We start from the raw sequence: 19,418 nt of genomic DNA, 5'->3' as shown, positions 1-19,418 counted from the left end.
AATTTTGCGTGCCTTTTCGCGCCATGGGTCGTCACCGGGCGGAGTGGTGGGCCGGCCGGTCCGCTGCGTCGGCCGGACGGCCGGCCCACCCGGCCTGACCGTGGGCGTCAGGCCGTCCGCCGACCCGGCCGCTCCGTTCCCCCATCGGCCGGGTCGGCCTCCTTCGTGGGCGGGCGCGAGCCCGCCCACGAAGGAGGGGTCACCTCACCCCTGCGGGAAGTAGGTGCCGTAGTCGGCGTACGCCATGGCGATGTCCGCCTGCGCCCAGAACCGGTGGTAGTTGAAGACCGGCTCGGGACCGCCGTCCAGGTACGCCTGCACCTTCGGCCAGTCCGGGTCGTTCTTGTAGAACGAGCGGATGTCCAGGAAGCTCTTGCCCGGGGCGATCACGTCACCGTTGGGCATCTTCCCGGTCCAGCCGTTGGGGATGTAGAGGCCCTGGCCGTCGGCGGCGTTGTAGACGTCGTCGAAGCGCTTGTAGTCGCCGCGCTTCTCGGGCGTCGAGACGCCCTTGCTGTCGGCGGCCGCCGAGAGCGCGTCCAGCAGGCCCTTGGCGGTGTCCTTCGCCGCGGTGTTGCCGGACTTCGCCGCGTACGCGATGAGCGTGCGGGCGTAGGCGCCGGCGACGCCGACGTCCTGGCCCTTGACCGTCACCTCGACGTGCAGGTTGGTGTTCGGCTGCGGGCTGCTGGGGTTCCAGTTGGCCGGCTGGCCGGTCCACTTCATGTCCGACGGGATCGACCAGTCGGTGCCCAGCGTGGTGTTGGCGATCGCCCACGGCACCCACTTGTCCAGCAGCGCCTTGGCCTTCGCGTTGCCGGTCTCCAGGTACAGCTCGGCGATGCGCTGCATCGACCAGGCCTGCATGCCGAACCACTGGTTCGACGGCGGGTCGTTGTAGACCGGGTCGACGTCGTAGAACATGCCGTAGAAGGTGGCGGTGCCGGCCGGCGGCTGGGCGTAGCTGCCGTCCCAGCTGTTGGTGGCGCCACCGGCGATGCCGCCCTCGGCCGACTGGAGCCAGGTGTAGAACTCCAGCTGCCGGTCGAGGCTCTTCTGCCAGTCGGAGGCCGCGGTCGGCGACTTCGGCTTCAGCTCCGCGACGTTGGTCATCACCCAGGCCGCGAACGGGTTCTGGTAGCCGAAGTGGCTGTGGCTGGACCCGATCCGCCACGACCAGTTCTGCGAGGCGTCGTACGCGCCGCCCCAGGCGTAGTACCAGGAGAGCAGGTAGTGCGCCGAGTCACGGCCGCTGGCGGCCGGGCAGGTGCTCGCGCCGACGCAGTTGCCGATCTTCTTGAAGTACTTGTCGAACAGCGCGTAGCGCAGGTAGTCGCCCATCTTGGCGGCCTTGGCCACGGTGGCCGCCACGTCGCCCGCCTTGCCCTGCGCCTTGGCCCAGGTCAGCGCCCAGTAGGCGGCCTGGACGGCACGCGCGTCGGCGTCCGGGGCGTTCGTGTACTTCCACTGCTTGGCCGGGGCGTTGGACTCCTTGACGAACAGGTCCAGGTAGCCGTTCGGGCCGCCGTGCTTGAACGTGTCGCAGGACGGCTGCGGCACGGTCTCCCACACCGACTCCTGGGTGCCCCGCTGGAAGGTGTTGATGTACGCGGGCCGGGTGGTGCCGTCGCCGCAGCGGCCGTAGCCGTACGTGTTGTCCACGTCGAGCAGCCAGTGCATGCCGTAGATGTCACCGGTGCCGTAGGTGGACTGCAGCTCCGAGCGCAGCGGGTCCTGGCCGACCGGGACGTTGGCGTCCAGCGTCGACGGGTACTGGCTGGGCAGGTTGTGCTCGGCGGCGTACTGCGGGGTGCCGGGCGAGCCGGCCGTGGCCTGGTCGGCGTGCGACGGGATGATGTACTTTTCCATCACCGTCCAGGCGTTGTTGAACGGGGCCCAGTTCTGGGTGACCCGGCCGTACTGCGCCTCCAGCCAGAGCCAGAAGCTGAACGCCTCCGAGGTGGTCTCGTGGCCGTGGTCGGGCGCCTCGACGATCAGCGTCTCGATCGAGTGGTACGGCACGCCCTCGGGGCTGAAGTACCCCGAGTTCTTGATCTTGCCGTACTGGTCGAGGAACTTCTTGATGTAGGCGTTGTCGCCGCCGGGGCTGTCGTTGTCCGCCTCGGTGGCCACGACGGAGACCGGCGCGTAGCCGGTGGCCGACGCGGTGATCGTGGCGGTGCCGCCGACCGTGTCGGCGTCCTCCGCGGCGGAGACCGTGGCGGTGACGCCGGTGCTCCAGTTGCTCGGGGTGAGCGTCAGCGTGGTCGGCGACACGGTGATGTCGCTGTCACCGGTGACGGCGAGGGTCACCGGCACGTTGGCGCTGGGCGCCGCGCTGAGCGTGTACCGGACCGTGGCGCTGCCGCCCTCGCTGACGGTGACCGCGGACGGAGTGGCGACCAGCTTCGGCCCGGTGGCCGCGGTCACTGTGAACGACTTCTCCGAGACCGCCGAGGCGCCGGCGTTGTCGTACGCCTTGGCCTGCACCGTGTAGCTGCCGGCCGGCAGGTCGAGCAGGTCGTAGCCGTACGGCGCGGTGGTGTCGGTGTTGACCAGCAGGCCGTTGCGGTAGAACTCGACCTTGCTGATGGTGCCGTCGGGGTCGCTGGCGGTCGCGGTCAGCGGGACGTCCGCCGGCGCCTCGAACGGGCCGGACGGCACGCTCAGCGAGACCGTCGGCGGCTGGTTGGTCTGCGCGCCGTTGCACGCCACCCCGTTGAGGGTGAACGCGGTGGGCTTCGGGTTGCTGCCGCTGAAGCTGCCGTTGAAGCCGATGCTGGTGGACGCGCCGGTGGGCAGGCTGCCGTTCCACGACTCGTTCGTGGCGGTCACCTCGCTGCCGGACTGGCTCCACCGGGCCGACCAGCCCTGGACCACGCGCTGGCTGCTGTTCGGGAAGGTGAACTTCAGCGACCAGTTGTTGAGCGCGTCGCCCAGGTTCTTGATGGTCACGTTGGCGGTGAAGCCGTTGTTCCAGTCGCTCGACGCATACGTCACGTCGCAGGCGGGCGCGGCCTGGGCGGCGCCCGCGGGCAGGGCCACCCCGCCTATGACGAGGGCGGCGGCGGCGAGCATCGCCGTACGGCGACGTCTGGCCAGAAGTCTCATGTGGGCGGTGTCTCCTCGGACCGGGCCGGGACCTCGGGGCCCCGGCGGGGCGCCTCCACGCGTCGACGGGGCGTACGCGGGGGGACGGAGGCGTCCGGAAAGGTGGTCGTCCCGGCCGTGCCGGGGATCGGGGCGCCGCACCGGTTGTCACCGGGTGCCCTCGGCGGCCCGCGCTCGCGTCACTGGCTCCGCGTGGCGTGACGAGAGTGTGACATGGAAGCGCTCCCACCACAACGGCCAGCGCAGATACGCGCTTCCATGTTTCGATCTCGTTTAGGGGCTTTTCCAAACCCGTGACGGGCGTTACAGTCGCAGCATCGCCGATGGGAGCGCTTCCATCGACGGTGATACAAGTACTGGATCGCCGGGTACGCCCGTGCCCGGCGCGTCGGCCCAGAGGCCGGCGGCGGACCAGCCCGGACGCCGCCACCGGCCGCCACCCGCCAAACGGAGGGAGGTGGAACCAGAGCCACTCGCGTGGCCCGGCTCCCGCGCGACGCGCACGACGGACGCCAATTCCACTTCGTGCGTGTGTGCACCATCGGTGGGGACGGGGGTTGCCCTCCCCCGTCCCCACACTAAACCCCCGTTGTCGACGGCAAAAGAGGCCGACGGGACAGGCGTGACACGCCACCCGGACGGCCTTTCTCGCTATCCACCCCACCCCTCGCCGCTCACGCCGCCTCGAGCGGCGTTCCCGAGCGACGCCCCCGCCCACCCACTTTCCGGCCGCCCGCCGGCCGCGCCGCACCTCGCCGCGACCGCCGGATCAGGGCCGGCCGCTCCCTGGCTATGATGGGAGCGCTCCCGGCCCAGGGCGGCCCGTCACTCCGAGGAGAAACCTCATGTCGTTACTCACCCGACGGCGCCTGCTCCGCCGCGCCGCCCTGTCCGCGACCGCGGCCGGCGCGGCCCGGACCGGGCTCGCCGGCGCCACCGCGACGGCGACCGCCGCGTCGACAGTCGCGCTCGGCGGCTGCGACAGCCCGCCCGAGCGCGCCACCGACCCGGAGCAGGACCGCGGACTGCGCTTCCCGGACGGCTTCGGCTGGGGCGCGGCGACCTCGGCGTACCAGATCGAGGGGGCCGCCAAGGAGGACGGGCGGGGTGAGTCCGTCTGGGACACCTTCAGCCACACGCCGGGGCGCATCCGCAACGGCGACACCGGCGACGTCGCCGCCGACCACTACCACAGGTACGCGCAGGACCTCGACCTGATGCGCGACCTGGGACTGCGCAGCTACCGGTTCTCCATCTCCTGGCCCCGCATCCAGGCCGACGGCTCCGGCCGCCCCAACCAGCGCGGCCTCGACTTCTACCGCCGCCTGGTGGACGGGCTGCACGAGCGTGACATCGCGCCGATGGCCACGCTGTTCCACTGGGATCTACCCCAGGCCCTCCAGGACGCCGGCGGCTGGGAGAACCGGGACACCGCCGAGCGCTTCGCCGAGTACGCCGACGCGGTGTTCCACGCCCTCGGCGACCAGGTGCCGGTCTGGCTGACCGTCAACGAGCCGAAGACCGTGGTGCAGAACGGCTACATCTTCGGCCACCACGCCCCGGGCTTCCGGGACGAGGACGCGGCGTACCTGGTCGCCCACCACCTCCAGCTCGCCCACGGCCTCGCCGTGCGGGCGCTGCGCGCCTCCGGCCTCACCGGCCGGATCGGCCCCGCCCTCAACCTGCACCCCTGCTACCCCGCCGACGACAGCGCCGAGGCGGCCGCCGCGACCAAGCTCCACGACGGCTACGAGAACCGCCTCTACCTCGACTCGATCTTCAAGGGCGCGTACCCGCAGGACGTGCTGGACGACCGCGGCCCGGACAGCCGGATGGTCCGCGGCGTCCGCGACGGCGACCTGAAGATCATCTCCAGCCCGGTCGACCTGCTCGCCGTGCAGTACTACACGCCGATCTACGTCACCGGCGACGGCAGCACGGTCCGCAAGTGGCCCACCTCCGAGGCGGAGTGGCAGCAGATCTACCCCGAGGGCATGTACGACATCCTCACCCGGGTCACCCGGGACTACGGCCGGGTGCCGATCACCATCACCGAGAACGGCCTGCCCTGCCCCGACGTGCCCGGCGCGGACGGCAACGTCGACGACGCCGGGCGGGTCAGCTTCCTGCGCGACCACTTCGCCGCCGCCCACCGGGCCATCGGCGACGGGGTACCGCTGGAGAGCTACCACGTCTGGTCGCTGCTGGACAACTTCGAGTGGGCCGAGGGGTACGAGCAGCGCTGGGGCCTGGTCTACGTGGACTACGCGAGCCAGCGGCGGGTGCTCAAGCGCAGCGCCCACTGGTACCGCGACGTGATCCGCCGCAACGGGCTGTAGGCGGTGGCGGCCCGGCCGGCTGCGCGCCGGCCGGGCCCCCGCATCGGCGGATCAGCGCGGCAGCGCCTGCTGCAGCTCGGCGCGCAGCGCCGGGGTGAGCATCTCGCCGGCCTGCTTGGCCAGCCGCGCCATCTCGTAGCCGACCACGCCGATGTCGGCGTCCGCCCCGGCCAGCGTGGCCAGGATCGAGCCGTCCCGGATCTGCATCACCAGGAAATAGCCGCGCCCCATCTCGACCACTGTCTGCTTGACGACGTCGCCGTCGAACATCTGGGCCGCGCCCGCGGTGATGCTCATCAGGCCGGAGGTCACCGCGGCGAGCTTGTCCGCGTGGTCCCGGGGCAGATGCGCCGAGATCGCCACCAGGAGCCCGTCGGAGGACACCACCACCGCGTGCGCCACCCCGGGAACGCGCTCCGCGAACGCGTTCACCAGCCAGCTCAGGTCGCGTGCCTCCTGGCTCAACGTCGTCACTGTCGTCGTCCTCCTTCGTCGCGCGGCAGGTACATCTCGGTGGTCTCCTCGGCCTCGGCGCGCCGCACCCCGCTGTAGAGGCGCGACAGCATGCCGCCGACCGCCTCCGGGTCCGGCTCGTGCCGCATCACCGGGCGGTCGGCCACGGAGGCCGGGGCGAGCTGGGCCATCGGCACCCGTACCGGAAGTCCCCGCTCGTTGGTCCCTCCGGTCACCGGCGTCGGCGCCGGGGCGGGCGTCACACCCAGCGGCGACGCCGTCGGCCCCTGCCGGCTGAACCAGCCACCGCCGGCGGGTCCGGCGACAGCCGGGGTCAGGACGTCCTCGGCCCGGGCCGGCCGGGGGCGCGGCACGGCGCCGGCCGGCGCGGCGGGCGCCGGCGATCCGGACGTCGGCGCCTCCGGCCCGTCCCCGAGCGGACGGCCGGTCAGCGGCGACAGCGGCAGCGCCGCCGGCTGACCGGGCGCCGGACGCCATCCCGCCACCGGCAGCTCGGCCGTCGGCGCCGCGAGCGCCCCGGACGCCGCGACCGGACCGGTGGGCGTGCGGACGCTCCGGTCCACCCCCGGTACGGGCCGACCCGCCGACACCGGCCGGCCCGCCTCCGGCGCGGGCGCCTCGGCCAGCAGCTCGACCGGGATCCGCACCAGGGCGACCAGGCCCGCGCCGCCGGCCTGCAACCGCACCCGTACGCCGTTGCGGGCGCCGAGGTGGCTGACCACGAACAGACCCATCCGCTCCGAGGCCGACACGTCGGCGGCCGGCGGCTCGGCCAGCACCGCGTTCGCCTCGGCCAGCGCCGCCGGGCTCATGCCCAGCCCTTCGTCGACGACCCGCACCAGCGCGCCCCGGCCGTCCGGCTCGACGACGACCCGCACCGTGGTCTCCGGGCGGGAAAAGGAGGTGGCGTTCTCCAGCAGCTCCGCGAACAGGTGCACCAGGTCGCCCACCGCGTGCCCGACGACGTGCAGGTCCGTCCGGTTCTCGTGGCGTACCCGCTGGTACTGCTCGATCTCCGCGCTCGCGGCCAGCAGCACCGCGCCCAGACCCACCGGGCGGTTCCACCGCCGGGTCGACTCGCTGCCGGCGAGCACCAGCAGGCTCTCGTCGTTGCGGCGCATGCGGGCGGCGAGGTGGTCGAGCTTGAACAGATTCTCCAGCTGGTCCGGATCGCTCTCCTCGCGTTCGAGGTCGTCGAGCAGCTCCAGCTGACGCTCGACGAGCACCTGGCTGCGCCGGGCCAGGTTGACGAACATGGCGTTGACGTTGCGCCGCATCATCGCCTGCTCGACCGCCACGTCGACGGCGCTGCGGTGCACCGCGACGAACGCCTCGGCCAGCTCGCCGATCTCGTCCTGCGAGTCGATCACCGCGGGCGGCACGTCGATCGCACCGACCGGACGGTCCACAGTGCGCAGCCGTTCCAGCGTCAGCGGCAGATCCACCTGCGCGATCCGCAGCGCCTGGCCGCGCAGCTGCCGCATGCCGCGGGCCACCGACCGGCCGACCAGCAGCGAGATCGCCACCGCCACCAGCAGCACTGTGGCGATGCCACCGGCCACCAGCAGCGTGTCGCGCAGCTGCCGGGCGCTGGCGTCGTCGGCCCGGCGTACCGCGTCGTCGACGACCCCGCTCTCCATCTGGCGCAGCAACTCCTGCCGCTGCTCACTGGCCGACCACCACTGCTCCGCGTCGAGCAGCGCCGGCTTCGCGTCGCCGCCGCCGGGCAGGGTCCGCTCCTCCATCCGGGTGGCCGCGACGAAGGCAGGGTCGACCGAGGTCTGGTCGTAGCGGCGGATCTGGTCGGCGGTCGCCGCGACCCGGAACGCGCCGAGCGCGGTGAGCTGCTGGGCCCGCAGGTCGCTGAGCGTCACCTGGTCGTCGGCCTCGTACCGGCCGGAGCGGGCGGCGGCGTAGAGCTCCGCGCGGATCCGCGAGGACAACTCCTTGACCCGGGACAGCTGCACGTAGCGCAGCACCGCCTCGGTCAGCTCCTGCCGCCCGCCGCCGGGCGACGGCTCGGCCAGCAGGTTCAGCAGCGCCGCGACGGACCGGTGGTAGTTGCTGAGGACGGTGTCGCTGGACAGCACCGCCGGCGCCACCGCGGCGCGGATGTTGACGACCTGGTCGTACGCCTCCAGCGCCTCCGAGTAGGACACCCGCCAGGCCGCGTCGGCGTCGGCCAGCGGCGCGGCCGCGGTACGCAGGTCCGCCACCGCGCGGTCGGTGGCCGCCTGCAGCGGCTTCAGGGCGGCGACCGCGGCGTCCCGGTCGGCGCCGGTGCCGGCGCGGCGCAGCCCCGCCAGCTCCCCGGCGGTACGGTCCCGCTCGTGCTGGAGCCGGTCGACGGCCACGGCGATCTGCCGGCCGATGCCCACCTGCTCGGCGAAGGCGCTCAGCGTGGTGGTCTGCCCGACCAGCCCGCGCGTCTGGATGCCGGCCAGGACGAGGAACGCCAACGACGGAATCACCAGCACGGTGGCGAGCTTGGTGCCCATCCGCCAGTCCCGCAGCCGGAACCCGGAGCGCCGCCGGTGCGGCTGCGGGACCGCGCCACGAGCCGGGTCGGGACCTGCGCCCACACCTGCCTCCTCGTTCCACTCCACCACGTCGGGGAGCGGAGTCCATCCAACCAGGCCGGCGGTCCGTGTCAACGGCCGCCCGGACGGCACGAGCAGGCCGGTCAGCGCTTCGGACGGACCGTCACGCGTGCGAGGCGGTTTCGTCCGTCCGGCCGATGCCGCCGATGTGCGCCGCCTCGGGCAGACGTCCCAGCGCCACGAGCGCCGCGCCGGCCGCCCCGATCTCCGGGTTGCGCTGCCACCGCACCTCGCGCGGGGCGAGCGCGTCGGCGAACGCCGCGCGCCACCACGGCGAGGCGGTCAGCGCCCCGCCGCCGAGGACCACCTCCATCGGCTCGCCGACGCCGCCCTCCAGCAGGACCAGGTCGTCGGCGACGAGCCGGCACAGGCCACCCATCAGCCCGGCGAGGACGTCCACGGCGGTGGTGCCGAAGCTGAGCCCACGCAGCTCGCCCGAGCCCGCCGGGTCCGTGCCCGGCGGCCGGTCACCGCCCAGCCGCGGGTTGGCCCGCACCGAGCCGGTGGTCCGGCGCAGCGCCGCCTCGAGCGCCGCGCCCTCGGGCAGCCGCAGCTCCCGGTTGGCCCAGGCGAACAGGTTGCCGCCACTGGAGTACGCCGCGCCGGTCACCACGTGGTTGTGGTCCACCCGGTACCGCCAGAGCTGCTCCGGCAGCGGCGGCGGCTCCGCGCCCGCCGGCACGGCCTGCATCATCCGGACCGCGGCGGAGGTGCCGACGGTCACCGCCGCGCGCGTCGGGTCGACGCAACCCGACCCGACGTTGGCGGCCGCCCCGTCGCCGACCGGCGCCGCCCACCGCGCCCCGGCCAGCTGCGGCCAGCGCCGCGCGTGCTCCGCGTTCAGCCGGCCGTGCCAGCCGTCCGGGGCCAGCCGCAGCAACTGCTCCGGGCGTACGCCGGCCAGCTCGCACGCCTCCGGGTCCCAGTCCAGGCGGCGCAGGTCGAGCAGCCCGGTGCCGGAAGCCATCGACATGGACATCGGCACGTCGCCGAGCAGCACGCCGAGCACGTACTCGGCCAGCCCGGTGAAGCGTGCGTTCCGCGCGCCGTGCTCCCGCAGCCAGGGCAGCCGCACCGACCAGAAGCAGCGGTGCCACCACGTGCCGGTACGCCTGTGGAAGTCCGCCGGGTCGGCCGGGCCGACCGCGCCGGCGAGCGCCTCCGGCCGGGTGTCCAGCCAGGTCAGCACCGGTCCCGACGGGGTGCCGTCGGCGGCCAGCGGCAGCACCGAGTGCCACTGCGCGGAGGTGGCCACCAGGTCCACGTCCCGCAGGTGCCCGCCAGCGGCCAGCTCGTCCAGGCACTCCGTCAGGCACGCCAGGTAGGCCGGGCCGTCCAGCGTCCCGGTGCCGTCGTCCCCGGTGACCAGATGCACCCGGCGACGGGCCAGCGCGCCCGGACGCGGCACCGCGTCCGCGTCGAGCACCAGCCCACGCACCGAGGAGGTGCCCAGATCGAGAGCGAGGATGTCCATCGCCGATCAACCTACCCGGCGCGACCGGCTTACCGGAGGCGGGCTGATCGCGTACAGTGACGGTCATGCCCGCGCACCTGTCCTGCTGGTGGCCCGCCGACCCGGCGGCCCACCCCCGCGCGTAGCTTCCCCACGCGGCCGCCCGACGAGGCGGCCGCCGGTCTTCCCCGGCATCCCGGGTCGCCCACGTCGGCGGTCACCGGCCCACCGAGGAGACCCGATGACCCGCCCGTCCGACCCGCTCGCCGCCGTCGCGGCCGGCCACGACCCCGGCCCGTTCGCGCTCGTCCGCCGCGAGGGCGCCGACCACGTCGACCTGTTCACCGGCCCGGTACGCACCGCCGACCGGCTCGCCGACCTGCCGCTGCCCGACGACGGCGCCGGCCCGCGCACGCTGGCAGTGGTGCCGTTCCGGCAGGTCACCGAGCGTGGCTTCGAGTGCGTGGACGACGGCATGCCGCTGGAGTTCCTGACCGTCGAGGCGCACCGGCGGATACCACTGGCCGAGCTGCTCGGCGCGCTGCCCGACGCCGCCGTACGCACCACCGACGCCGGCTTCGACATCGCCGACGACGAGTACGCGGCGGTGGTGGACCGGGTGCTCGCCGACGAGATCGGCCGGGGTGAGGGCGCGAACTTCGTCATCCACCGCACCATGCGCGCCACGGTGCAGGGCGACCCGCTGGCCGCGGCCCTGGCCGCGCTGCGCCGGCTGCTGCTGCGCGAGCGGGGCGCGTACTGGACGTTCCTGGTGCACACCGGCGCCCGGATCCTGGTCGGCGCCAGCCCGGAGCGGCACGTCAGCGTCGCCGACGGCCTGGTCGAGATGAACCCGATCAGCGGCACGTTCCGGCACCGGGGCGAGACCGTCGACCGGGCTGAGCTGCTGCGCTTCCTGCACGATCCGAAGGAGGTGGAGGAGCTGTACATGGTGCTGGACGAGGAGCTGAAGATGATGGCAGTGGTCGCCGAGCACGGCGGCCAGGTGGTCGGGCCGTACCTGAAGGAGATGGCGCACCTGGCGCACACCGAGTACCTGCTGGCCGGGCGCTGCTCCCGGGACGTGCGGGAGGTGCTGCGGGAGACCATGTTCGCCCCGACCGTGACCGGCAGCCCGATGGAGAACGCCTGCCGGGTCATCGCCCGGCACGAGCGCGCCGGCCGGCGCTACTACGCCGGGGTGCTCGCGCTGCTCGGACGCGACGAACAGGGCCGGCAGACGCTGGACGCGCCGATCCTGATCCGGACGGCCGAGATCTCGCCCGAGGGCGCGCTGCGGGTGCCGGTCGGCGCCACGCTGGTGCGGCACTCGACGACCGCCGGGGAGGTCGCCGAGACGCACGCGAAGGCGGCGGGCGTGCTGGCCGCGCTCGGTCTCGGCCCGGACGCGCCGGGCACCGGCGCCGAGCCGGCCGTCAGGTACGCCGACGACCCGGAGGTGCAGGCCGCGCTGGCCGCCCGCAACGCGCCGCTGGCCCGGTTCTGGCTGGAGCAGCGCCGGCCGGGCGCGCTGGCGTTGCGGGGGCTCGCCGGTCGGCGGGCGCTGATCGTCGACGGCGAGGACACGTTCACCGGCATGCTCGCCCACCAGCTCGGCGCGCTGGGGCTGGCGGTGACCCGGCGGGACTGGCCGGACCCGGGGCCGCTCGACGGGTACGACCTGGTGGTGGTCGGCCCCGGGCCGGGCGACCCGCGGGACCCGGACGCGCCGAAGATGGTGGCGCTGCGGGCGCTGCTGGCTGAGCTGCTCGCCTCCGGTCGGCCGACGCTCGCGGTGTGCCTGGGCCACCAGCTGCTCGCCGGGCTGCTGGGTCTGCCGCTGCACCGGCGGGACGCGCCGTACCAGGGGTTGCCGCGCGACGTGCCGGTGTTCGGGGTGACCCGCCGGGTCGGCTTCTACGCCAGCTTCACCGCCCGCGCCGACGCCGACCGGATGACCGGCCCGTACGGCCCGGTGGAGCTGTCCCGCGACCCGGCCGACGGCGCGGTGCACGCGCTGCGCGGGGCGGGTTTCGCCGGGGTGCAGTTCCACCCGGAGTCGGTGCTGAGCCAGGACGGCACCTCGGTCCTGGCGGATCTGCTCGGACATCTGCTCGACCGGCCCGCGCTGAGCGCGCATGGAGCGGCCGATCGCGGGTAGGGCGAGGGGCGACCGGTGGTCCGGACGGGTTCGAGAGCCCCCGTCCGGCCACCGGTCGCCATCCGCCGGTCAGCCGGCCATGCCCCGCTTCAGCGCGGCGCCCATGAGCGTGGCCCGCTTGGCGGTCAGCGCGGTGGCGGTCAGGGCCACGTGGTCCGGGGCCACCTCGCCGTTGTTGCTGGTGTGCGAGGCGCCGTACGGGTTGCCGGCGACGAACTGGCTCGGGTCGGTGTAGCCGGGGGTCACCACGATCCCGCCCCAGTGGTAGAAGATCGTGTACAGCGACAGCAGCGTCGCCTCCTGGCCGCCGTGCGAGGTGGCGGTCGAGGTGAAGCCGCTGTACACCTTGTCGGCGAGCGCGCCGGCCGCCCAGAGCGGGCCGGTGGTGTCGATGAACTGCTTGAGCTGTGCGGCGACCATGCCGTACCGGGTGGGCGAACCCATGATCACCACGTCGGCCCAGGAGAGGTCGTCCGGCTGGGCCTCCATCACGTCCTGGGTCTCCAGCCGGTGCGCCTGCCAGCCCGAGTTGGAGCGGATCGCCTCGTCGGGCGCCAGCTCACGCACCTTGCGCAGGCGCACCTCGGCACCGGCTTCCTCCGCCGCCTCGACTGCCGACTGCGCCATCTGGTAGGTGATGCCGGTCGCGCTGTAGTAGATCACCGCGACCTTGACCTGGCCATCCATCAGACGATCCCTCCTCGTTTGGGGTCAACTCCCGCGACTACCCGTTACTTGTCGCGTCAAACGGCGGGCGTGGCATGCTCGCCAGGTGGAGATCCGCACCGCCACCCCCGCCGACTGGCCACTGATCTGGCCGTTCCTGCGCGAGATCGTCGCGGCCGGCGAGACGTACACCTGGCCCCCGGACGTCACGCAGGAGCAGGCCCGGCGGCTCTGGATGCCGGGCCCACCGGCGCGGACGGTGGTCGCGGTGGCGCCGGACGGCGCGGTGCTCGGCTCGGCGAAGCTCGCGCCCAACCAGGGCGGCCCCGGCGACCACGTGGCGAACGCCTCGTTCATGGTCGCCCCGGCCGCCGCCGGGCACGGCGTCGGGCGGGCACTGGCCGGGCACGTGCTCGCCGCGGCCCGGGCCGACGGCTACCGGGCCATGCAGTTCAACGCGGTGGTGGCCACCAACACCCGGGCGGTCGCGCTGTGGCGGTCGCTGGGCTTCGCGGTGATCGGCCGGGTGCCGGAGGGCTTCCGGCACCCCACCCGGGGGTACGTCGACCTGCTCGTCATGCACCGGCGGCTCGACTGACCGAGGCTCAAGATTTGCGCAAGTTCCGCGCGAAAACGCTTTCCCGGCCCAGCTCAGCGAGGATCCTGGTCGGACCGGCGCCAGCCAAGTCGGCTGCCCCCGCGCCGGGAACCTGAACGGGGGATCGCGCTTCGTCGGCAGCGCGGCCGGCGCAGCGCGATCAGGGGCTGTCGGACCCCGGGCCTACGCTGACGCCCGTGACCGTTCGCCTCAGCCGCGCCGAGGCGCTCGCGCTACGGATGACCGGCCTGCTGCTGCGCCCGCACCCGACGGCCCGTCCCGAGGGCGTCGCCGACGTGGTCGAGTGGTTCGGCGCCATGCAGGCCCAGGACGCCGCGAGCGGGTTGTGGTCGCTCGGCGTACGCCTTCCCGGCGCCACCCAGAACGACGTCCGCGCGGCGCTGGAGCGGCGGGAGGCCCTGCGCACCTGGCCGATGCGCGGCACCGTGCACCTGGTGCCGGCGCGGGACGCGCGGTGGCTGCTGGAGCTGACCGGGGTGCGGACGCTGGCCGGCATCGCCTCGCGGTGGCGGCAGCTCGGGCTGACGGTCGCCGACGGTGAACGGGCCGGTGACGTGCTGGGTGCGGCGCTGGCCGGCGGCGGCCGGCTCACCCGCGCCGAGTGCCTGGCCGCGCTGCGCGCCGCCGGGCTGGACACGGATGGTCAACGCGGCTATCACCTGCTCTGGTACGCCAGCCAGCGCGGCGTCACCTGCATCGCCCCGCACGTCGGCAACGAACAGACGTTCGTGCTGCTCGACGAGTGGGCGCCCGATCCGCGCCGCCCGGAGCGCGACGAGGCGCTGGCGTTGCTGGCGCACCGCTATGTGCGCGGCCACGGCCCGGTGACCCGGCACGAGCTGGCCCGGTGGACCGGCCTCACCGTCACCGACGCGACCCGGGCGATCACGCTGGCCGGTGACCTGCTCGCCCCGGTCGAGGTCGACGGCGAGCCGGCGGTGGTCGACGCCGCGCTGCTCGACACGCCCCGCGCGCCCGTCGACGACGTGCACACGCTGCCCGGCTTCGACGAATACCTGCTCGGCTTCAAGGACCGGTCGCTGATGCTCGACCCGGCGCACGCCGCAGCGGTGGTCCCCGGCAACAACGGGATGTTCCGGTCGACCGTGGTGCGCGGCGGGCGCGTGGTCGGCACTTGGACGCGGACGATCGGCGCGCGGGCGGTGACAGTGACAGCGCACCAGCTCGTGCCGTTCGACGCCGCGCTGCGCACCCGGGTGGACGCCGCGCTGACGGGTTACGCCCGCTTCCTCGGCTTGGAGCTGCGTCACTCCTGGTGAGCGACGGCTCCCGCCGTTGCCTTACCTCATTCTCCTCTGCTGCCGTGCATCCCCTTTGCTCTGCAGCCATCGGCGCATCGGGTCGCCGCGCTCGTGCTCGGTGGAACGCCATGGGTGTCAAAACCGCGCCGAGACACCCGTGGCGTTCCACTCACGCCGATGGCCGACTACGGAGGGAGGGTGAGCTGGCCGGACAGGCCGAAGGGCCGGCGGCACCGCGTGCCACCGGCCCTTCGCGCGTCCGGGGTCAGTCGGCCAGAGCGCCGGCCGAACGGCCCTCGTGCAGCGTCAGGTTACGGCCGCTGCCCGGGTCGAACAGGTGGATCTTCTCCAGGTTGAACCACACCCGGCGCGACTCGCCCTCGCGTACCGGGGACTCCGCCGACAGGCGGGTGACCAGGTTCGAGCCGCCGCCCGCGAAGTCCGCCGCGCCCGCGTCGGCGGCCAGCTCCTCCAGTTCGGCGGCGGTCGCCCGCTCCCCCTCGACGGTGAAGTAGACGTACTTGTCCGAACCCATCGACTCGACGATGTCCACCGGCGCCTCGAACTCCATGCCCCGGCGGCGGGTCTCGTCGTCGATCAACGCGGCGTCCTCGAAGTGCTCCGGCCGGATGCCGAGGATCAGCTCGCGGGGCGCGTCACCGGCCTCCAGCTCGCGGCGGACCCGCTCGCCGATCGGCACGTCTCCGAGCGCGGTCCGCAGCTTCCCGTCCTCCACCGCGGCGTGCACGAAGTTCATCGAAGGCGAGCCGATGAACCCGGCGACGAAGAGGTTGCGCGGGTGGTCGTACAGCTCCTGCGGCGGGCCGACCTGCTGCACCGCGCCGCCGCGCATGATGACCACCCGGTCGCCGAGCGTCATCGCCTCGGTCTGGTCGTGGGTGACGTAGACGGTGGTGGTGCCGAGTTGCTTCTGCAGCCGCGACACCACGGTGCGCATCTGCACCCGCAGCTTGGCGTCCAGGTTCGACAGCGGCTCGTCCATCAGGAACGCCTTGGGCTGGCGGACGATCGCCCGGCCCATCGCCACCCGCTGCCGCTGGCCGCCGGAGAGGTTGGCCGGCTTGCGGTCCAGCAGCGCGGTCAGCTCCAGCACCTTCGCCGCCTCGTCGACCTTCTGGTTGATGGTCTCCTTGTCCAGCTTCGCCAGCCGCAGCGGGAACGCCATGTTCTCCCGAACGGTCATGTTCGGGTAGAGCGCGTACGACTGGAAGACCATGGCGATGTCGCGGTCGCGGGGCGCCTTGTCGTTGACCCGCTCGCCGCCGATGCGCAGCTCACCGGAGCTGATGTCCTCCAGCCCGGCGATCATGTTGAGCGTGGTGGACTTCCCGCAGCCGGACGGACCGACCAGGATGACGAACTCGCCGTCGGCGATCTCCAGGTCGACGTCCTGTACGGCGGTGGTCCCGTCCGGGAACCGCTTGCTCACCTTGTCCAGCACGATGTCGGCCATTGCTACCACCTATCCCTTGACTGCGCCGGAGGTCAGACCGGAGACGATGCGGCGCTGGAAGAAGAGCACGAACAGGATGATCGGCACGGTGATCACCACAGCGGCGGCGCAGATCGCCCCGGTGGGGTCCTCGAACTGCGACTCGCCGGTGAAGAACTGCAGCGCCACCGGGACCGTGCGGGACCGCTCGGTCGAGGTGAGCGTGATCGCGAACAGGAAGTCGTTCCAGCAGAAGATGAAGACCAGGATGGCGGTGGTGAACACGCCCGGCGCGGCCAGCGGCGCGATCACCCGCCGGAACGCCTGGGCCTGGGTGGCGCCGTCCATCTTCGCCGCCTTCTCCAGGTCCCACGGGATCTGCTTGAAGAAGGCCGACAGGGTGTAGATCGCCAGCGGCAACGCGAACGTGATGTAGGGCAGGATCAGACCCGGCCAGGTGTCGAACAGGCCGAGCTGCCGCTCGATCTCGAACAGCGGCGACACCAGCGACACCTGCGGGAACATCGCGATCAGCAGCGAGACGCCGACCAGCAGCTTCTTGCCGGGGAAGTCCAGGCGGGAGATCGCGTACGCGGCCATCGCCCCGAGCACCACCGCGATGGTGGTGGCGATCAGCGCGATGCCGATGGAGTTGATCAGGGCCCGGACGAACTGGTCGGTGTCGAAGATGGTCCGGTAGTTGTCCAGCGTCCACTCGCGCGGCCAGAACTTGCCGTCGGTGAGCGTGGCCGGGGTCTTGAACGACAGCGAGGCGATCCAGAGCACGGGGACCAGCGCGAAGACGACGACCACGACGTCCAGCAGGCCCCAGCGCACCTTCGCCCGCGTGGTGGATTCCACTGCCATGTCAGCGCCTCTCCCCATCGTCGCTGCCCGGGGCAGCGGTGCCGAACAGCTTCACGAACACGAAGGCGATGATCGCCACGGTGATGAAGATCAGCACCGACATCGTGGAGCCGATGCCGAGGTTCAGGCCCCGGATCAGGTTGTTGTAGGCGAGCATCGACACCGACGACGTCTCGTTGCCGCCGTTGGTGAGCACGAAGATGTTGTCGAAGACCCGGAACGCGTCGAGCGTGCGGAACAGCAGCGCGACCAGGATGGCCGGCTTCATCACCGGCAGCATCACCTTGGTGAACCGCTGCCACGCCGTCGCGCCGTCGGTGGAGGCCGCCTTGAGCAGGTCCTCCGGCACCAGCGCCAGCCCGGCCATCAGCAGCAGCGCCATGAACGGGGTGGTCTTCCAGATCTCCGCCAGCATGATGATCGCCAGCGAGCTGGCCCGCTCGGTGAGCGGGGCGCTGCCGTCGAACAGGTTCGCCAGGTAGCCGGTGCCGGGCGTCCAGGCGTACCGCCAGGAGAACGCCGCGACCACAGTGACGATGCCGTACGGAATCAGCGCGGCGGTGCGGACGATCCCCCGGCCGACGAGCGTCCGGTGCATGATCAGCGCCAGGCCCATGCCGAGCACCAGCTCGACCGCGACGGTGACCACGGTGATCAGGGCGGTCACCCCGAACGCGGTCCACCAGAAGTCGTTGGTGAGCACGGTGACGTAGTTCTCCAGCCCGACGAACTGCCGCTCGTCGGGGAAGCGCAGGTCGAAGCGTTGCAGCGACAACCAGACGGAGTACAGGATCGGGTACGCGGTGACCAGCACCATGACCAGCGCGGCCGGTGCGCACAGCAGCCAGCCGAGCCGCCGTTCGGCCCGCTTGTTCTCGCTCAGCGGGGCGCGGGAGCCGCGCCCCGACCGCTGCTGCGGCACTGCGGCGTGCCGGCCGCCGGGCTGCTCGGACTCGGCCTCGGCGGCGGCCTGCGCGCCGGCCGGGGTGGCGTTCACGCTCATGGCAGAACCCCCTTGGACTCCAGCGCGTCGGAGATCGCCTTGCGCAGCTCGTCGGCGGTCTGCTCGGGCCGGATCGCCGACGGCGGCGACAGGATCGCCGACATCACCGTGGAGATGCTCTGGTACGCCGGGGTCAGCGGTCGCACCGCCGGCTCCTTCAGCTCCTCCAGGATGGTCTCCTTCATCGGGTACGCCTCGGTCATCTCCGGGTCGTCGTAGACGGCCTCGATGGTGGGCGGCACGCCGTCGTTGACGGCGGAGAACTTCTGGTTCTCGGCGTTGCGCAGGCAGCGGGCCACCTCGAACGCCTCCTCCGGGTGCTTCGAGTAGCTGCTGACCGCCAGGTTGACCCCGCCGATGGTGACCTTGCTGGGGGTGCCCGGGTCGATGCCCGGCACCCGGGCCCACTTCACGTTCTTCGCCAACTCCGGGTTGGCCTCCTGGAGCGCCGGATAGACGAACGGCCAGTTCACCTGGAACGCGCCCTTGCCGGACTGGAACTCCAGCCGCACCGGGTCCTCCAGCGCGTTGCTGAACGACGGCGACGTCACGCCGGACGTGGCGAACTTTCTGAGCTGGTCGAGCGCGCGTACCGCGCCGGCGTCCATCTCCGCCTTCTTGCCGTCGTCACTGAGGATCTTGCCGCCGGCGCTCTCGGCGAGCGTGTTGTAGAGGACCACCAGGCCCTCGTACTGGGCGCCCATGGTGAGCACCTGGTACGGCTTGCCCTGCTCCTTGAGCTGCTGGGCGGCGGAGATCATCTCGTCCCAGGTCTTCGGCGGCTGCGACACCAGGTCCGACCGGTACCACAGCAGCTGCACGTTCGTGTTCTTGGGCGCGGCGTACAGCTTGTCCTCGTACCGGGCGGTGTCCAGCGGGCCGGCCAGCGTGCCCCGCTCCGCCTCGGCCTTGTCCTCGCCGGTCCACTCCCGGATCCACTTCGCGCTGGCGAACTCCTGGGTCCACGTGACGTCCAGGCCGAGCACGTCCATCCCGCTGTCCTGCGCGGCGAGCCGCCGCACCATCTGCACCCGCTGCTCGTCGGCCTCGCGCGGCAGCACCCGGTAGTCGATGCGGTACCGGCCCTGCGCCGCCGTGTTGCAGGTGTCGACGACCTTCTGCAGGTTCTGCTCCGGCGGGTAGTACAGGTTGATCGTGGGGACGCCGCCGTCGCCGCCGGATCCGCAGGCTGCCAGCGGGGCCACCAACGCGAGCGCGGCGGCTGCCGCCACCGCGCGTCCGGCCGGCCGTCGTGCGGCCGTGTCGGGGACTGTCGTCATCACCCTCCCCCTCTCTTCGGCGAAGAACCGGGGAGTGACCCGTGCCCCGGCGCACGGCGAGACGGCGGGGTTCTCGGTCCGATCACCGAACGCCCCGGGCGTGTCGTGCGGCTGAACGTGCCCGACCTGC

Annotated in this window: 13 protein-coding genes; 4 read left to right on the top strand and 9 right to left on the bottom strand. The window is 72.7% G+C overall.

Going from position 1 to position 19,418, the window contains the following annotated elements; translation table 11 throughout:
- Window positions 1-204: 204 nt before the first annotated feature.
- A complete protein-coding gene (locus tag O7542_RS05800) occupies window positions 205-3,102 on the bottom strand; it encodes a glycoside hydrolase family 48 protein (RefSeq protein ID WP_181373777.1) in 2,898 nt (965 codons plus the stop codon).
- 854 nt (window positions 3,103-3,956) lie between these two features.
- Between O7542_RS05800 and O7542_RS05795 the strand changes: the two genes are divergently transcribed.
- A complete protein-coding gene (locus tag O7542_RS05795) occupies window positions 3,957-5,450 on the top strand; it encodes a GH1 family beta-glucosidase (RefSeq protein WP_043329818.1) in 1,494 nt (497 codons plus the stop codon).
- A gap of 51 nt (window positions 5,451-5,501) precedes the next feature.
- Here O7542_RS05795 and O7542_RS05790 read toward each other — a convergent pair whose 3' ends face one another.
- The 3 genes from O7542_RS05790 to O7542_RS05780 form a co-directional block, all read right to left on the bottom strand.
- Entirely contained in the window at window positions 5,502-5,915 is a 414-nt protein-coding gene (locus O7542_RS05790; protein WP_196806755.1) for a roadblock/LC7 domain-containing protein, read from the bottom strand.
- A 5-nt stretch (window positions 5,916-5,920) separates the two neighbouring features.
- Window positions 5,921-8,506: a nitrate- and nitrite sensing domain-containing protein gene (locus O7542_RS05785; RefSeq protein WP_233607757.1), complete on the bottom strand. Its 2,586-nt coding sequence runs from the start codon at window positions 8,504-8,506 to the stop codon at window positions 5,921-5,923.
- Between the two features lie 121 nt (window positions 8,507-8,627).
- The gene (locus O7542_RS05780) at window positions 8,628-9,998 is read right to left on the bottom strand and encodes an FGGY family carbohydrate kinase (protein ID WP_281605799.1); all 1,371 of its coding nucleotides are present in this window, start codon (window positions 9,996-9,998) and stop codon (window positions 8,628-8,630) included.
- A 220-nt stretch (window positions 9,999-10,218) separates the two neighbouring features.
- Here O7542_RS05780 and O7542_RS05775 point away from each other — a divergent pair, with 220 nt between their 5' ends.
- Entirely contained in the window at window positions 10,219-12,138 is a 1,920-nt protein-coding gene (locus tag O7542_RS05775; protein WP_069087742.1) for a chorismate-binding protein, read from the top strand.
- Between the two features lie 69 nt (window positions 12,139-12,207).
- Here O7542_RS05775 and wrbA read toward each other — a convergent pair whose 3' ends face one another.
- A complete protein-coding gene (wrbA, locus tag O7542_RS05770; protein WP_043329810.1) occupies window positions 12,208-12,825 on the bottom strand; it encodes an NAD(P)H:quinone oxidoreductase in 618 nt (205 codons plus the stop codon).
- 85 nt (window positions 12,826-12,910) lie between these two features.
- Here wrbA and O7542_RS05765 point away from each other — a divergent pair, with 85 nt between their 5' ends.
- Both O7542_RS05765 and O7542_RS05760 read left to right on the top strand, forming a co-directional pair.
- Entirely contained in the window at window positions 12,911-13,402 is a 492-nt protein-coding gene (locus O7542_RS05765; protein ID WP_064445393.1) for a GNAT family N-acetyltransferase, read from the top strand.
- A gap of 197 nt (window positions 13,403-13,599) precedes the next feature.
- Window positions 13,600-14,703 (top strand): winged helix DNA-binding domain-containing protein, encoded by a 1,104-nt coding sequence (locus tag O7542_RS05760; protein WP_281605798.1) that lies wholly within the window; start codon window positions 13,600-13,602, stop codon window positions 14,701-14,703.
- 247 nt (window positions 14,704-14,950) lie between these two features.
- On the opposite strand, the gene ugpC is transcribed toward O7542_RS05760, so the two are convergent.
- The 4 genes from ugpC to O7542_RS05740 are packed head-to-tail and all read right to left on the bottom strand — an operon-like array spanning window position 14,951 to window position 19,288.
- Window positions 14,951-16,159 (bottom strand): sn-glycerol-3-phosphate ABC transporter ATP-binding protein UgpC, encoded by a 1,209-nt coding sequence (ugpC, locus tag O7542_RS05755; protein WP_064445391.1) that lies wholly within the window; start codon window positions 16,157-16,159, stop codon window positions 14,951-14,953.
- Window positions 16,160-16,168: 9 nt separating this feature from the next.
- Window positions 16,169-17,005, bottom strand: coding sequence for a carbohydrate ABC transporter permease (locus O7542_RS05750; protein ID WP_043329801.1), 837 nt, complete (start codon window positions 17,003-17,005; stop codon window positions 16,169-16,171).
- Window position 17,006: 1 nt separating this feature from the next.
- On the bottom strand, window positions 17,007-18,008 hold the full coding sequence (locus O7542_RS05745) for a sugar ABC transporter permease (RefSeq protein ID WP_064445390.1): 1,002 nt from the start codon (window positions 18,006-18,008) through the stop codon (window positions 17,007-17,009).
- Window positions 18,005-19,288 carry an ABC transporter substrate-binding protein gene (locus O7542_RS05740; RefSeq protein ID WP_281605797.1) on the bottom strand — a complete coding sequence of 428 codons (1,284 nt, stop codon included), beginning with the start codon at window positions 19,286-19,288 and terminating at the stop codon, window positions 18,005-18,007. Before O7542_RS05740 ends, O7542_RS05745 begins: the two co-directional genes overlap by 4 nt.
- Window positions 19,289-19,418: the final 130 nt, after the last annotated feature.

The sequence above is a fragment of the Micromonospora sp. WMMC264 genome (assembly GCF_027497275.1).
Lineage (GTDB): Bacteria > Actinomycetota > Actinomycetes > Mycobacteriales > Micromonosporaceae > Micromonospora > Micromonospora chalcea.
The sequence above is the reverse complement of the archived record's forward strand: the minus strand, read 5'-3'. Positions and strand labels throughout refer to the sequence as shown.

What these genes read in the sequence shown, in the direction of transcription:
- O7542_RS05780 (WP_281605799.1), bottom strand. Translation starts at nt 9,998, where the DNA reads ATGGACATCCTCGCTCTCGATCTGGGCACCTCCTCGGTGCGTGGGCTG.
- wrbA (WP_043329810.1), bottom strand. Translation starts at nt 12,825, where the DNA reads ATGGATGGCCAGGTCAAGGTCGCGGTGATCTACTACAGCGCGACCGGC.
- O7542_RS05775 (WP_069087742.1), top strand. Translation starts at nt 10,219, where the DNA reads ATGACCCGCCCGTCCGACCCGCTCGCCGCCGTCGCGGCCGGCCACGAC.
- O7542_RS05740 (WP_281605797.1), bottom strand. Translation starts at nt 19,288, where the DNA reads ATGACGACAGTCCCCGACACGGCCGCACGACGGCCGGCCGGACGCGCG.
- O7542_RS05750 (WP_043329801.1), bottom strand. Translation starts at nt 17,005, where the DNA reads ATGGCAGTGGAATCCACCACGCGGGCGAAGGTGCGCTGGGGCCTGCTG.
- ugpC (WP_064445391.1), bottom strand. Translation starts at nt 16,159, where the DNA reads ATGGCCGACATCGTGCTGGACAAGGTGAGCAAGCGGTTCCCGGACGGG.
- O7542_RS05745 (WP_064445390.1), bottom strand. Translation starts at nt 18,008, where the DNA reads ATGAGCGTGAACGCCACCCCGGCCGGCGCGCAGGCCGCCGCCGAGGCC.
- O7542_RS05795 (WP_043329818.1), top strand. Translation starts at nt 3,957, where the DNA reads ATGTCGTTACTCACCCGACGGCGCCTGCTCCGCCGCGCCGCCCTGTCC.